Below are 13,627 nucleotides of genomic sequence, written 5' to 3'. Positions count from 1 at the left end.
CTAGGCGTCGCTGCGCTCCGCCGCCAGCCGCTTGAGCCGGTAGACGAGGTCGAGCGCCTCGCGCGGGCTGAGAGCGTCGGCATCGATCCCGGCGAGGGCCTCGGCCAGCGGATCGACGGAAGGCTCCTCGGGCGCGATCGCAGCGGCGAACAGCGGCAGATCGTCGAGCCCGGCGGCGATACCCCCGGTCGCGGCCTTGCCCTGCTCCAGCTTGGCGAGCACCGCCTTGGCGCGGGCGAGCACCGGCGGCGGCAGGCCGGCGAGCTTGGCGACGGCGAGGCCGTAACTGCGGTCGGCCGGGCCTTTCGCAACCTCGTGTAGGAAGACGAGCTCGCCCTTCCATTCGCGCGCGCGGACATGGTGGAGCGAGAGTGCGTCCAGCCGCTCGGCGAGCCGCGTCAGCTCGTGATAATGGGTCGCGAACAGGCAGCGGCAGCGATTGCGGTCGTGGATCGCCTCGACCACGGCCCAGGCGATGGCGAGGCCGTCATAGGTCGATGTGCCGCGGCCGACCTCGTCGAGGATGACGAAGCTGCGCTCGGTCGCTTGGGAGATGATCGCGGCGGTCTCGACCATCTCGACCATGAAGGTCGAGCGGCCCCGCGCGAGGTTGTCGGAAGCGCCGACGCGGCTGAACAGGCGGTCGACCAGCCCGAGCCTCGCCTTGCCGGCCGGCACGTAGGAGCCGGCCTGGGCGAGCAGGGCGATCAAGGCGTTCTGGCGCAGGAAGGTCGACTTGCCGCCCATATTGGGGCCTGTGACCAGCCATAGCCGCTCGGTTTCGGCGAGGCCGCAATCGTTGGCGACGAAGCGCTCGCCGCTGGCGCGCAACGCGTCCTCGACGACCGGGTGGCGCCCGGCTTCGACCTCGAAGCAATTGTGGCCGACGAATTCGGGCCGGCACCAGCCGCCCTCGGCCGCGCGCTCGGCCAGAGCGGCGGCGACGTCGAGCCGAGCCAAAGCATCGGCGGCGGCGGCGATCGGGTGGGCGCGGGCCAAGGCGGCCGCGGTCAGCTCCTCGAGATGGGCAGCCTCGGCAGCGAGGGCATGGGCGCCGGCCTGGCCGACGCGCATCGCCTGCTCGTGCAGATCGGGGGCGTTGAAGCGGACGACGCCGGCCAGGGTCTGGCGGTGGATGAAGCCCGAGTCGGCGGCCATCAACTTGTCGGCGTTACGCGCCGGCACTTCGATATGGAAGCCGAGCACGCCATTGTGGCGGATCTTGAGCGTCGTGATGCCGGTCTGCTGGCGGTAGCGCGCCTCGAGACCGGCGATCGCGCGGCGGCCCTCGCCGCCGGTGGCGCGCAATTCGTCCAGCGCTGCATCATAGCCTTCGGCGATATAGCCGCCCTGGGAGGCCTCGATCGGCGGCATCGGCACCAGAGCCCGGGCGAGCAGATCGACCAGCTCGCCATGCCCGACGAGGGCCGGCAGCAATTCGGCGAGCAGCGACGGCGGCTCCGGCAAGGCCGCGAGGCGATCGTGGAGCCGGCGCGCCTCGGCAAGGCCGTCGCGCAGCTGGCCGAGGTCGCGCGGGCTGCCGCGTCCGGCCGCGATTCGCCCCAGCGCGCGGCCGATGTCGGGCAAAGCCTTCAATTGGCGGCGGATCGCGTCGCGCGCCCCGGCATCGCGTTCGAACAAAGCGACGAGGTCGAGCCGGCCCTCGATCAGGGGGCGATCGAGCAAGGGCGCGCCGATGTCGGCGGCGAGCAGGCGGGCGCCGGCGCCGGTAACCGTGCGGTCCAAGGCCGCGAGCAGGCTGCCGGCGCGCGTGCCGCCGGCCGAGACGGTGAGCTCGAGACTCTCGCGCGTCGCCGCGTCGATCATCATGTGCCCGTCGGGCGCGCGGCCGACCGGCGGGCGGAGAAAGGGCAGCGATTCGCGCGCGACCTCGTCGAGATAGGCGAGCAGGCCGCCGGCGGCGGATAGGGCCGGGCGATCGAACTGGCCGAAGCCGTCGAGCGTCGCGACTCCGAACCGCTCCATCAGCTTCGTCTCGGCGGCGACGCTGTCGAACCCGGACTTGCGCTGCTGCACCGCGACGCCGTCCAGCGGCTCCGGGGCAACGATCTCGGCGGCGGCGAGCCGGGCGAGCTCGGCATCGAGCGCGCCGGTCGCGACCGACGACAATTCGAACCGACCGGTGGAAATGTCGGCCGCGGCGAGGCCGAAGCGGTCGCCGACCCTGGCCACCGCGACCAGCCAGTTGGCGGTGCGCGAGTCGAGCAGGGCTTCCTCGGTGAGGGTGCCGGCGGTGACGACGCGGACGATGGCGCGGGCGACGACCGACTTGGAGCCGCGCTTCTTGGCCTCGGCCGGGCTTTCGGTTTGCTCGGCGATGGCGACGCGGTGGCCGGCGCGGATCAGGCGGGCGAGATAGGCTTCGGCGGCGCCGATCGGCACGCCGCACATCGGGATCGGCGCGCCCTCATGCTCGCCGCGCGCCGTGAGCGCGATATCGAGGCAGGCGGCGGCCGCCTTGGCGTCGTCGAAGAAGAGTTCGAAGAAGTCTCCCATCCGATAAAACAGCAGGCAATCCTGCGCCTCGGCCTTCAGCGCCAGATATTGCGCCATCATCGGCGTGGGTGCGTTGCTGCTCTCTTTGACCTTGGTCGCCATGGGAGCGGGGATAATGGCTGAATCGCCGCGGCGAAACCGGCTTGTGCGGTCGGTGCGGCTTTCCGCCCCTTGCAGCCTTAGCGTCGCCGAGCCTAGAGCTTCGCGCAGACAGGGAGAGTGAGATGAACGAGGGCAGCAACGTCAAATTTTCGGAGCAGGAAGCGCTGGATTTCCATTCGCAGGGCCGCCCCGGAAAGATCGAGATCGTTGCCTCCAAGCCGATGGCGACCCAGCGCGACCTCAGCCTCGCTTACTCGCCCGGCGTCGCCGTGCCCGTGCGCGCGATCGCCGAGAACCCCGCCGCCGCTTATGATTATACCGCCAAGGGCAATCTGGTCGCCGTCATCTCCAACGGCACCGCCATCCTCGGCCTCGGCAATCTCGGCGCGCTGGCATCCAAGCCGGTGATGGAAGGCAAGGCGGTGCTGTTCAAGCGCTTCGCCGACGTGGATTCGATCGATCTCGAGCTCGACACCGAGGACACCGACGCCTTCATCAACGCGGTCGCCTTGATGGAACCGAGCTTCGGCGGCATCAACCTCGAGGACATCGCCGCCCCGGCCTGCTTCATCATCGAGCAGACCTTGCGCGAGCGGATGAACATCCCGGTCTTCCACGACGACCAACACGGCACCGCGATCATCACCGCCGCCGGCCTGATCAACGCCTGCCACCTCACCGGCCGCGACCTCAAGGACGTGCGCGTGGTGGTGAACGGCGCCGGCGCGGCGGCGATCGCCTGCACCGAGCTGATCAAGTCGATGGGCGTCCGCCACGACAATGTGCTGATGTGCGACCGCAAGGGCGTGATCTACCAGGGCCGCACCGACGGCATGGACCAGTGGAAATCGGCCCATGCAGTCGACACCGACCGGCGGACGCTGGCCGAGGCGCTGGTCGATGCGGACGTGTTCCTCGGCCTGTCGGCGGCGGGCGCACTGCCGGCCGAACTGGTGAAGAAGATGGCGCCGCAGCCGATCATCTTCGCCATGGCCAATCCCGATCCCGAGATCACCCCGCCGGAGGCCAAGGCCGCGCGGCCGGACGCGATCGTCGCCACCGGGCGCTCGGACTACCCCAACCAGGTCAACAACGTCCTCGGCTTCCCCTTCATCTTCCGCGGCGCGCTCGACGTGCGCGCGACGACGATCAACGACGCGATGAAGATCGCCGCCGCCGAGGCGCTGGCCGCTCTCGCGCGCCAGCAGGTGCCCGAGGAAGTCGCAGCGGCCTATGGCGGCAAGGCGCACAGCTTCGGCCCCGAATATATCATTCCCGCGCCGTTCGATCCGCGCCTGATGGAGGTCGTGCCGGCGGCGGTCGCGCAGGCGGCGATGGACAGCGGCGTCGCGCAGTTCGCGATCAAGGACATGGCGGCCTACCGCACCCAGCTCAAATCGCGGCTCAACCCGACGACCTCAGTCCTGACGCTGGCCTACGAAGCGGCGCGAGGGAATCCGAAGCGGGTCCTCTTCGCCGAGGGCGAGGAAGACGTCGTGCTGCGCGCGGCGATCGCCTTCCGCGACGGCGGCTACGGCATCCCGGTGCTGGTCGGGCGCGACAGCGTGCACGACCGGCTGCGGGCACTCGGCGTCGACGATCCCGAGGGCATCGAAGTGCTGAACAGCCGCACCTACACGCGCGTGCCGGAGATGGTCGACTATCTCTACAAGCGCATGCAGCGCCGCGGCTACCTGCACCGCGAGATCGAGCGCATGGTCAACCAGGACCGCAACACCTTCGCCTCGCTGCTGCTGGCGCTGGGCGAGGCCGACGTCCTGATCAGCGGCGTGACCCGCCCCTATGCTCAGACCATCCGCCAGCTGCGCCGCGTGCTCGATCCGCGGCCCGGCTGCACCCCGTTCGGGATCCACGTGCTGGTCGGCAAGAGCCACACCGTGTTCATGGCCGACACGACGGTCACCGAACGGCCGACGGCCGAGCAGCTTGCCGATATTGCCGTCCAGACGGCGGCCGTCGCGCGCCGCATGGGCCACGAGCCGCGCGTCGCTTTCCTGTCCTATTCCACCTTCGGCAATCCCGAGGGCACGTTCCTCGACAATGTCCGCGGCGCCGTGCGGCTACTCGACGCGCGGCAGGTCGATTTCGAATATGAGGGCGAGATGGCGCCCGACGTGGCGCTCAATCCCAAGATGCAGTCGGTCTATTCGTTCAGCCGCCTGACCGGGCCCGCCAACGTGCTGGTGATGCCGGGCCTGCAATCGGCCAACATCTCGGCCAAGCTCCTCAAGGAGCTGGGCGGCGACGCGGTGATCGGGCCGATGCTGGTCGGGATGGCGAAGCCGGTCCAGGTCGCGCCGATGACGTCGAGCGCTTCGGACCTGGTGACGCTGGCCGTGCTCGCCGCCGGCGGCATCGCCGGCTGACAGCAACGCGCTTACGGGCGTGTCCTGCGGCGCGCCCGTGAGGAGCGGCTTAGCGGGGGTTGTCGGCGGTCTGGCCGGGCAGGCCGGCGGCGCCGACCTGGCCGATATTGCCGAACAATTCCTCGAAGAAGCCGCGATCGCGGCCCATCACCGGGGTCTTGTCGTCCATCGGCGTGATCGAGGCGACCTGCTCGAGGCCGGTCTTGTTGACCGCGACGACGTTGCCGGCTTCGTCAAAGCGGACGTGGAGCACGGTCTGGGCGGTCGGCTTCGGCATCTTGAAGGCGAGCTGCTTCGTGTCGCGCGACACATAATACCAATCGCGCTGGTCGAACTGGCCGGTGAAGGTGGGGCGACCGAGCGTGCCCTGGACCGATTCGCGATTGTCGACGCCGGGCTGGACCGAGGCGACGAGCACATCGTCGACCAGATAGCCCTGGTGATCGCGGATCTGGGTGCAGGCGGTGGTCGCGAGGCCCATGCCGACAATCAGGGCAAAGCTGCGTCCGAACCGGAAGGTCATTGAGAAATCTCCTGAAACGCCGGACGCATCACATCCGCGCCGGCACCCGCCTTGCGGGCCGCCTGTGTTTCCCCAATATGCAATTTCGTCCCCAAGGCGCAAGTGCGCGCCGCAGCAGCAAAGGCTTAACGTGTCCTTCCTCTCCCGCCTGTTCGGCGATGAAAAACGGCAACGGCAGCATCTCGAGCCGCTCTACGGCGCGATCGTCGCAACCGGCCGCGATCCCGCCTGGTATCGGCAGGGGCAGGTGGCCGACACGATCGACGGCCGGTTCGACATGATCGCAGCCGTGCTGACCCTCGTCCTCTTGCGGCTCGAGCAGGAGGGCGACGGCACCAAGCAGGACAGCGTCTTGCTCACCGAATTGTTCGTCGCCGACATGGACGGCAGCATCCGCCAGATGGGGATCGGCGACCTGATGGTCGGCAAGCATATCGGCCGGATGATGAGCGCGCTCGGCGGACGGCTCGCCGCCTTCCGGACGGCGGGCACGGGCGCGCTGGACGCGCCGGTGGCGCGCAACATCTTCCACGATGCGCCGCCCTCGCCCGAGGCGCTGGCGTTCGTCGCCGCCCGTCTCGAGTCGCTGCGTGACCGGCTTGGCGCCGTCGCCACCGATCGCCTGCTTGCCGGGGAGTTGCCCGCCTTATGACCGCCGAGTTCTGCCGCACCGTGCGCATCGACACGCTGGGCGCGGGCCCGCGCACCATCGAGATCGAGGCCGACGAAGCCGAGCGCGCGGCTCTCGCCGAGCGGTTCGGGCTGGTTTCGGTCGAGCGCCTCGCCGCGGATGTCGCCATGACCCGGGCCGGCGAAGCCATCACCGCCGTCGGCACGCTCCGCGCCAAAGTGACGCAGAGCTGCGTCGCCACCGCCGTCCCGGTCTCCGCCCGCGTGGAGGAGGCGTTCACGATCCTGTTCCGGCCGCCGCCCGAGGGCCATGCCGAGGAGGAAATCGAGCTCAGCGAGCAGGAGATGGACGTCGTCTTCTACGACGGCGCGATGGTCGATATCGGCGACGCGGTGGCGGAATCGCTGTCGCTGGGCCTCGACCCCTATCCCCGCGCGCCCGACGCCGAGGACGTGCTGCGCGAGGTCGGCGTCAAGAGCGAGGACGAGATGGAGGCCGAGCGGGTGGCGCGGAGTCCGTTCGCGGCGCTCCGCAAAGAATGATAGAATCGGCCGCCAGTCCAAAGGGAGGGCGGCGATGAGCGGACTCATACCCTATCTCACGATCACCGGCGGCCGCGCCGCCGAGGCGGTGGATTTCTACAAGCGGGCCTTCGACGCCGAAGAACTGGGCCGGCATCCCGCCGACGACGGGCGGCGGCTGATGCACGCGCACCCGCGCATCAATGGCGACGACCTGATGCTGTCGGACGATTTTCCCGAGTTCCGCGGCGGCGCGGAGGCCGCCGCGCCTGCCGGGGTGACGCTCCACCTGGCCGTGTTCGACGCCGATCCATTCTGGTCGCGCGCGACCGGCGCCGGCGCCGAAGTGCTGATGCCGCTCGCAGACCAGTTCTGGGGCGACCGCTACGGCCAGTTGCGCGATCCATACGGCCATGTCTGGTCGATCGGCGCGCCGAGCCGGGAGCCGGACCAAGGCTGACTGGTCGGAGCGGTCGCTGTCCTCAGGCCGGGAACCCCCGTGTCGGATCGGCCGTCGCGCGCACGCCGGGGTTCGAGACGCCGCTGCGGTGCGTGGTTCCGGTAGCCCGGCGCACCGCGAGCCGGCCCTTGCCAGCCAGCTTCGGCAGGGCGAGGGCGGTCATCGTGCCAAGCAGCAGGATGCCGCCCCAAGCGAGCTTGTCATTGCGCATCGGTCGTCTCCGCGCGTTCAGCCTTGGCGACCGCTTCCGCGTCCCGCGTCGCCTCGTGGATGCTCGCCGATCCGCCCATGTCGCCGTTCGTCGTCTTGCCCGCGCCGGGGCCGGCACCGAGATCGGATCCGGTGACGGGGTCCGCCGACAGATCGGATTTGAGGCGAGTCACCATCTTCGCCATGGCGCCGGCATCGCTGGTGCCCAGCGTAACGCTGGCCGTTCCGTCTCCATCGGCATCCGCGGGAAGCACTTCGTTGAGGTCGTCGACGCGGTTCCAAAGCGCCCCGCTGTTCCACGAACCCTGCATGTCGCCCTCGCCCTGGGAAGCGTTGACGTACATGTCGGTATAGGGATCCACGCCGGGCAGCTTGCCGGAAGGGAAATTGTTCTCGATCGAGAAGAGCGCCTTCTCGAAGGACTTCTGGTGCGCGATCTCGCGCGTCATGAGGAAGCCCAAAGCCTCCTTGATGCCGGGATCGTCGGTGATACCGATCAAACGCTCATAAACGATCTTGGCACGGCTCTCGGCGGCAATGTTCGAGCGGAGATCGACCGTGGGCTCGCCGCGGCTGTCGATATAAGCGGCGGTCCACGGGACGCCGGCCGAGTCCATCAGGGCCGGCGCGCCGCCGAACAGGATCGACTCCTTGACGCTGGTGCCGGTCGAGCCGACCATTTGGTACAGGTCGGCTTCCGCCATCTGCTGCTCGCTCAGCTGCGCCCGCACGCCCTTGTTCAGCATCGTCACTATCGAGCCGATCACCTCGAGATGGCTCAGTTCCTCGGTGGCGATGTCGAGCAGCATGTCCTTGCGGCCCGGATCCTCCTCGGCAAGACCCTGGGTGAAATAACGCATAGCCGCGGCCAGTTCGCCGTCCGCTCCGCCGAACTGCTCCAGGAGCATGCACGCGAGCTTCGGGTTCGGCTCCGACACACGGACGGTATATTGCAAGCGCTTGTTATGCATGAACATTGGGTCGCTCCTCGGCTGGTCTGACCCACAAGCGCAGGGCGCTGACGCCTGTTCCAATCGTGACGCCTCCGACCCCCAAAATAACGGCCAGGCGCCTGAAAAGATTGATGGTTTCAGCTTGTTCGGTCCGTTGTCGGCCGAGGGCCAAAACAAAACGGCTCCTTCCGTGGGGAAAGAGCCGCTCCGTTCATATTGCGAAGAAGGCAGTTCTTAGAAAGGGACGTCGTCGTCGAGATCGCTGTCGAACGCCGGCGCCGGGCGGGACTGCGGACGCGCCTGGCCGCCGCTGCTGCCGGCGCCGAAGCCGCCGCTTTCATAGCCGCCACCGCCGCCGCCGCCGAAATCGTCGCCATAACTGGAGCCGCCACCGCCGCCGCCCGCACCGCCGCCGCGGCTGTCGAGCAGGACGAGTTCGCCGCGGAAGCGCTGCAGCACGACCTCGGTCGAATATTTGTCCTGGCCGCTATTGTCCTGCCACTTGCGGGTCTGGAGCTGGCCCTCGAGATAGACCTTCGAGCCCTTGCGGAGATAGGATTTGGCGACTTTGCCGAGATTTTCGTTGAAGATCACGACGCGGTGCCACTCGGTCCGCTCCTGCTTGTTGCCGTCGCGGTCCTTCCAGCTCTCGGTCGTCGCGACCGACAGGTTTACGACCTCGCCGCCATTGGCGAAGGAGCGGGATTCGGGATCGTTGCCGAGATTGCCGACCAGAATGACTTTATTGACGCTGCCCGCCATGGACTTCTCCTAAAGACCGAGAGCGGTGGCCGCCCAGAAGGTCGCGCCTGCGGCCAGGTAGGCCAGCGCAAAGAGGTACGCTAGCATGAAGGCCGGCCATTTCCAGCCGTTCGTTTCGCGTCTGGTCACCGCAACTGTGGATAAACATTGCGGCGCGAACACGAACCAGGCGAGGAAGGCGAGAGCGGTGGGCAGCGACCAGCGTCCGCGCAGCTGCTCGGTCAGCGACTGCTCGGCCTTGGTCTCGTCGTCGGTCTGGATCGAATAAGCCGTCGCCAGCGCCGAGACCGCCACTTCGCGCGCCGCCATCGCCGGCACCAAAGCCAAAGCGATTTCGTGATTGAAGCCGATCGGGCGGAGGCCGACCTCGAGCACCGAGGCGATCCTGCCGGCGATCGAGCTGTCGAGCGCGGTCTCGCCCGGCTTGGGCTGCGGGAAGGACAGCAGGGCCCACAGCACGATCGTCGAGATGAGGATGATCGTGCCGGCGCGCTTCAGGAAGATCATCGCGCGCGTCCACAGGCCGATCGCGACGTCGCGGATGCTCGGCACCTGATATTTGGGCATCTCCATCATGAAGCCCTGGTGGCTGCCTTTGGCAACGGTGCGGCGCAGGACGAGCGCGGCGAGCAAGGCGCCGACGATGCCGAGCGCGTAGAGGCCGAACAACACCAACCCCTGCAGGCCGACGCCCCAGCCGACGCTCGTCGCCGGGATGAAGGCGCCGATGATCACGGCATAGACCGGCAGCCGCGCCGAACAGGTCATCAGCGGCGCGATCAGGATGGTGGTGATGCGGTGCTTGGGATCCTCGATCGTCCGCGTCGCCATGATTCCCGGAACCGCGCAGGCGAAGGAGGAGAGAAGCGGAATGAAGGCGTGGCCCGACAGGCCGACGCGCGCCATCAGCCGATCCATCAGGAAGGCGGCGCGGACCATGTAGCCGGTCGCCTCGAGCAGCAGGATGAACAGGAACAGGATCAGGATCTGCGGCAGGAAGACGATCACCGCGCCGACACCGCCGAGCACGCCGTCGACCAGCATCGAGCGCAGGAAGCCGGACGGAAGCGCATCCACCACCAGCCCCTGGCTGGACGCGATCAGATCCTCGAGCCAGCCGATCGGCGCTTCCGACCAGGCGAACACGGCCTGGAACATCAGGAACATGATGGAGGCGAAGATCAGGGGCCCCGCCAGCGGGTGGAGCACGACATGATCGATGAAGTGGGTCCAACGCCGCGCGCCGGTCTCGCCGACCGTCGCGGTGCGGGCGATGGCGCGGGCGCGCCGCTGCAGGGCCGCGATGTCGCGCTCCTCCGCGCCGTCGCCGGCGCGGACGCGGCGGGCAGTGCCGACCGCCCCGCTCAGGGCTTCCTTGATCTCGTCGCCACCGCGGCGGCGCACCGCCACCGTTTCGACCACAGGCACGCCGAGCTCGCGCTCGAGCGCCTGCGGATCGATCTCGAGCCCGTCGCGACGGGCGAGGTCGACCATATTGAGCGCGATCACCGTCGGCAGGCCGAGTGCGATGATCTGCAGCGCGAAGCGGAGATGGTTGTCGAGGTTGGTCGCGTCGAGCACCAGCAGCAACGCGTCGGGCAGCCGCTCGCCCTGTTGCTTGCCGAGCACGACGTCGCGGGTGACCTCTTCGTCGGGGCTCGACGGATCGAGACTGTAGGCGCCGGGGAGATCGACCAGCTCGACCGGGCGGCCGTCGGGGAGGGAGAGCCGGCCCGATTTGCGCTCGACCGTGACGCCCGGATAATTGCCGACCTTCTGGCGGGCGCCGGTCAGCATGTTGAACAAGGCGCTCTTGCCGGCATTGGGATTGCCGACGACCGCGACCAATGGGATGGAGGTCATGCTGCGGTCGCTTCGACCATGACTGCCTGGGCGTGGGAGCGGCGGATCGCCACCATCATCCGCCCGATTCGGATTGCCAGCGGATCGCGGCCCACCGGCCCGCCGTGCAGAGCTTCGATCGACACCCCTTCGTCGAGGCCGAGATTGCGCAGGCGGCGCGCCTCGATCGGAGTCAGGGAGGTCCATTCGACCCTGGTGACGGTCGCGGGAGTACGGAAAGGCAGTTGGTCGAGGCGCAGGGTCATCGCATCCACATCATTCTTGATGCGAGTGATTATCAATAACGAAAAGGAAAAGCCAGCGGCGAATGTCAGAGCCGGCCGACGCGCAGCGCGAGCGGCCAGGTGACACGCCGGATGACGGCCGGATCGCCCCATGCGGCATTCAGCTCCGCGGCGAAGGCTTCGAAACGGCCCCGCCCTGTCGCTTGCTCCATCCGGCGAACCGCCGACCAGGTGTCGAGATAGGCGAGCATCCCGGCGAGTCGCCATTCCAGCTCGATCGCGAAGCGGGGCGCGTTGATCTCGTCGAACGGAAAGTCGAGCGAACGATAGCCGTCCTCGACGTGGCGGCGCTCGGGCGGCCAGAAAGGTGCGAGAGTCTCGTCATGGAGGCGGCCGACGACGCGGTCGATCTCCGGCGCGATATGGGCCATTCCATAGCTGATCAGCGCGGCCACGGCGCCGGAGCGGCCGACGCGGCGAACCTCGGCATAATAGGCGTCGAGATCGAACCAGTGCGCGGCCTGGGCGGCAGTGACCAGAGCGACGCTGCCAGCGGCAAGGCCGCTCTCCTCCGCCGGTGCGACGCGATATTCCACGTGGGGATGCGGCCCGGCCTTCGCGATCTGCGCAGCGCTCGCGTCGGTGGCGACGACCCGTTCGAACCGATCGCCGAGGAGGCGCGACAGCTGCCCCGAGCCGCATCCGCAATCGAGCGCCAGCCGCCGATCGGGAGCTAGGCCGGCAAGATAATCGGCCAGGGCATCCGGATAGGCCGGCCGGTGCGCCGCATAATCGGCGGAATGGCTGGAGAAATGGTCCTTGAAGGCGACCACTATACGACGGGGTAGCGCAACCGCCCGAGGAAGCGGCTGAGGCTTGGCAGGCGCTCGCGGCTGCCGCGCCACTGCGCCTTGGTCTTTTCGAACTTCATCACGTCGTCGATCCGGCGATCGAGGAAGCCGCGCGTCGTCGACAATTCCTCGGTCTCGTCATCCAGATAGACGAGCATCGTCGCGGCGTAGAGTCCGGCGAGAATCGCGCGCTTGCTGTAATGGTTGAAGTCGGTCGCGGTATCGCCGGCGATGCGCCACATCCGGTCGGCGGCGCGCCAAGCAAGCCGGGGCCCGGCGAGCGCATTCTGCGGCAATGCGAGGATGGCGAGCGCGCGGCGCAACGCTTCCTTGTGCGGGTTGACCACCCCGATGCGGTAGAGGACGAGGTCGCGGATGCGCTCGCGGATCTTGAGGCGGGCGACTCGCTCCAGCGGCCAGGCCTGGGCCATCGCGCGGTCGACCGCGTCGAACCAGGCGTCGATCATCTCGACGGCGCCGCCGGGGAAGCACAGGCGCGCCCGCTCGGCGGGAACGCCAAGCTGGGAAGCGGCCATGGCGAGGGCCTCGTCGCTCCAACCGTCGAACACGGCATTGGCGGGGATCAGCGGCGCGAGCGCGGCCCGCAGTTCGTCCAGAGTCATGTCCCGGGGTTCAATCATCGCGGCTCTCCCTGTCGCCTAGATGTGCGCACCGCGGGAGCGATGCAAGCTCAGGCGGCACGGCCGCGCTCGGGCAGCCGGATCAGCACCAGAGCGGCGCAGATCATCAGCCCGCCGACCAGATCGGTCGTCCCTAGCCGCTCGTCGTAAGCGAGCCAGCCGACCAGAGCCGAGACCGCCGGCTGGGTGAGCAGGCCGAGCCCGACCACGACCGGCGACAGATAGCCCATCGAGTAGACCAGCAGCCCCTGGCCGACGACCTGGCTGCCGAGCGAAAGCAGGAGGAGCGGCGTCCAATCCTGCGGCATGACCTGCTCGCCCAACGCCAGGGCAAAAATGAGCAGCGGCAAGGTGCCGGCGATGGTCGAGAGGGCCAGCACCGGCATCGGCGCCAGCGACTGGCGCGCGCGATCGATCGTGATCAGGTAGAAGAAATAGAAGACGCCGGCGAGGATCGCGAACAGGTCCCCCGCGAAATTCTTGGGGCTAAGCTCATAGCTGTTGCCGAGCAGGAACGCGGTGCCGGCAATGGCGAGGACAAGCGCTCCGGCCTGCGCCGGCCGCGGCAGCGTGCGCAGCATCACGAAGCCGTAGAAGGCGAAGATGAAGCTCGCGAAATTGCCAAACAAGGTGGCGTTGGCGAGCTTGGTGCGGACGATTCCATAATGCCAGGCAGCGAGATCCGCGGCGAAGAAGAAGCCGCCGATGACGATCATCAGCGCCATCGCCCAGGACAGGCGGAAGCGCACCGCCGGGCCCTTGCCCCCGTAGCGGGCCAGCAAGAGCAGCAAGGGAATCGCCAGAGCGAGGCGCCAGAAGCCCGCGGCGACCGGCCCCACATCGGTCAGCCGGACCATCCACGGCCCGAGCGCCAGGAACAGGTTCGCGACGATCAGCGCGGCGAAGGCATAGCGCCCGGTGTGCGCGGCCGGAGGTGATGGAGGTTGGTGCATTGCAATCTGCAACCCGCTAGGACCGGTCG

General features: G+C 68.3%; 14 protein-coding genes. 4 read left to right on the top strand and 10 right to left on the bottom strand.

Annotated features, from left to right (window positions below; translation table 11 throughout):
- Nucleotides 1–2,619 carry a DNA mismatch repair protein MutS gene (gene mutS / locus SH591_RS09830; protein WP_324748974.1) on the bottom strand — a complete coding sequence of 873 codons (2,619 nt, stop codon included), beginning with the start codon at nt 2,617–2,619 and terminating at the stop codon, nt 1–3.
- 122 nt (nt 2,620–2,741) lie between these two features.
- On the opposite strand from mutS, the gene SH591_RS09825 reads away from it, so the two are divergent.
- The gene (locus SH591_RS09825; protein ID WP_322831329.1) at nt 2,742–5,006 is read left to right on the top strand and encodes an NADP-dependent malic enzyme; all 2,265 of its coding nucleotides are present in this window, start codon (nt 2,742–2,744) and stop codon (nt 5,004–5,006) included.
- Nucleotides 5,007–5,055: 49 nt separating this feature from the next.
- On the opposite strand, the gene SH591_RS09820 is transcribed toward SH591_RS09825, so the two are convergent.
- A complete protein-coding gene (locus SH591_RS09820) occupies nt 5,056–5,529 on the bottom strand; it encodes an outer membrane protein assembly factor BamE (RefSeq protein WP_322831328.1) in 474 nt (157 codons plus the stop codon).
- Between the two features lie 130 nt (nt 5,530–5,659).
- On the opposite strand from SH591_RS09820, the gene SH591_RS09815 reads away from it, so the two are divergent.
- Genes SH591_RS09815 through SH591_RS09805 form a run of 3 tightly spaced genes read left to right on the top strand, consistent with a single transcriptional unit; the run spans nt 5,660 to nt 7,141 of the window.
- A complete protein-coding gene (locus tag SH591_RS09815; protein ID WP_324748972.1) occupies nt 5,660–6,181 on the top strand; it encodes a ubiquinol-cytochrome C chaperone family protein in 522 nt (173 codons plus the stop codon).
- A complete protein-coding gene (locus SH591_RS09810) occupies nt 6,178–6,702 on the top strand; it encodes a DUF177 domain-containing protein (RefSeq protein WP_324748971.1) in 525 nt (174 codons plus the stop codon). The genes SH591_RS09815 and SH591_RS09810 overlap by 4 nt, the downstream gene beginning before the upstream one ends.
- A gap of 34 nt (nt 6,703–6,736) precedes the next feature.
- On the top strand, nt 6,737–7,141 hold the full coding sequence (locus tag SH591_RS09805; protein WP_324748970.1) for a VOC family protein: 405 nt from the start codon (nt 6,737–6,739) through the stop codon (nt 7,139–7,141).
- A gap of 22 nt (nt 7,142–7,163) precedes the next feature.
- On the opposite strand, the gene SH591_RS09800 is transcribed toward SH591_RS09805, so the two are convergent.
- The 8 genes from SH591_RS09800 to SH591_RS09765 all read right to left on the bottom strand — a co-directional run bounded on the left by SH591_RS09800 (nt 7,164) and on the right by SH591_RS09765 (nt 13,598).
- On the bottom strand, nt 7,164–7,352 hold the full coding sequence (locus SH591_RS09800) for a hypothetical protein (RefSeq protein ID WP_322831324.1): 189 nt from the start codon (nt 7,350–7,352) through the stop codon (nt 7,164–7,166).
- The gene (locus SH591_RS09795; RefSeq protein WP_324748969.1) at nt 7,342–8,328 is read right to left on the bottom strand and encodes a manganese catalase family protein; all 987 of its coding nucleotides are present in this window, start codon (nt 8,326–8,328) and stop codon (nt 7,342–7,344) included. Before SH591_RS09795 ends, SH591_RS09800 begins: the two co-directional genes overlap by 11 nt.
- Before the next feature lie 210 nt (nt 8,329–8,538).
- Entirely contained in the window at nt 8,539–9,066 is a 528-nt protein-coding gene (gene ssb / locus SH591_RS09790) for a single-stranded DNA-binding protein (RefSeq protein ID WP_322831322.1), read from the bottom strand.
- A 9-nt stretch (nt 9,067–9,075) separates the two neighbouring features.
- Nucleotides 9,076–10,929: a ferrous iron transporter B gene (gene feoB / locus SH591_RS09785; RefSeq protein ID WP_324748968.1), complete on the bottom strand. Its 1,854-nt coding sequence runs from the start codon at nt 10,927–10,929 to the stop codon at nt 9,076–9,078.
- The gene (locus SH591_RS09780) at nt 10,926–11,174 is read right to left on the bottom strand and encodes a FeoA family protein (protein WP_416385235.1); all 249 of its coding nucleotides are present in this window, start codon (nt 11,172–11,174) and stop codon (nt 10,926–10,928) included. Before SH591_RS09780 ends, feoB begins: the two co-directional genes overlap by 4 nt.
- A gap of 65 nt (nt 11,175–11,239) precedes the next feature.
- The gene (locus tag SH591_RS09775) at nt 11,240–11,986 is read right to left on the bottom strand and encodes a class I SAM-dependent methyltransferase (RefSeq protein WP_324748967.1); all 747 of its coding nucleotides are present in this window, start codon (nt 11,984–11,986) and stop codon (nt 11,240–11,242) included.
- Nucleotides 11,986–12,645: a COQ9 family protein gene (locus SH591_RS09770; RefSeq protein WP_324748966.1), complete on the bottom strand. Its 660-nt coding sequence runs from the start codon at nt 12,643–12,645 to the stop codon at nt 11,986–11,988. The genes SH591_RS09775 and SH591_RS09770 overlap by 1 nt, the downstream gene beginning before the upstream one ends.
- A gap of 50 nt (nt 12,646–12,695) precedes the next feature.
- On the bottom strand, nt 12,696–13,598 hold the full coding sequence (locus SH591_RS09765; protein ID WP_324748965.1) for a DMT family transporter: 903 nt from the start codon (nt 13,596–13,598) through the stop codon (nt 12,696–12,698).
- Nucleotides 13,599–13,627: the final 29 nt, after the last annotated feature.

Origin of the sequence: Sphingomonas sp. LY54, assembly GCF_035594035.1 — a bacterium.
Lineage (GTDB): Bacteria > Pseudomonadota > Alphaproteobacteria > Sphingomonadales > Sphingomonadaceae > Allosphingosinicella.
The sequence above is the reverse complement of the archived record's forward strand: the minus strand, read 5'-3'. Positions and strand labels throughout refer to the sequence as shown.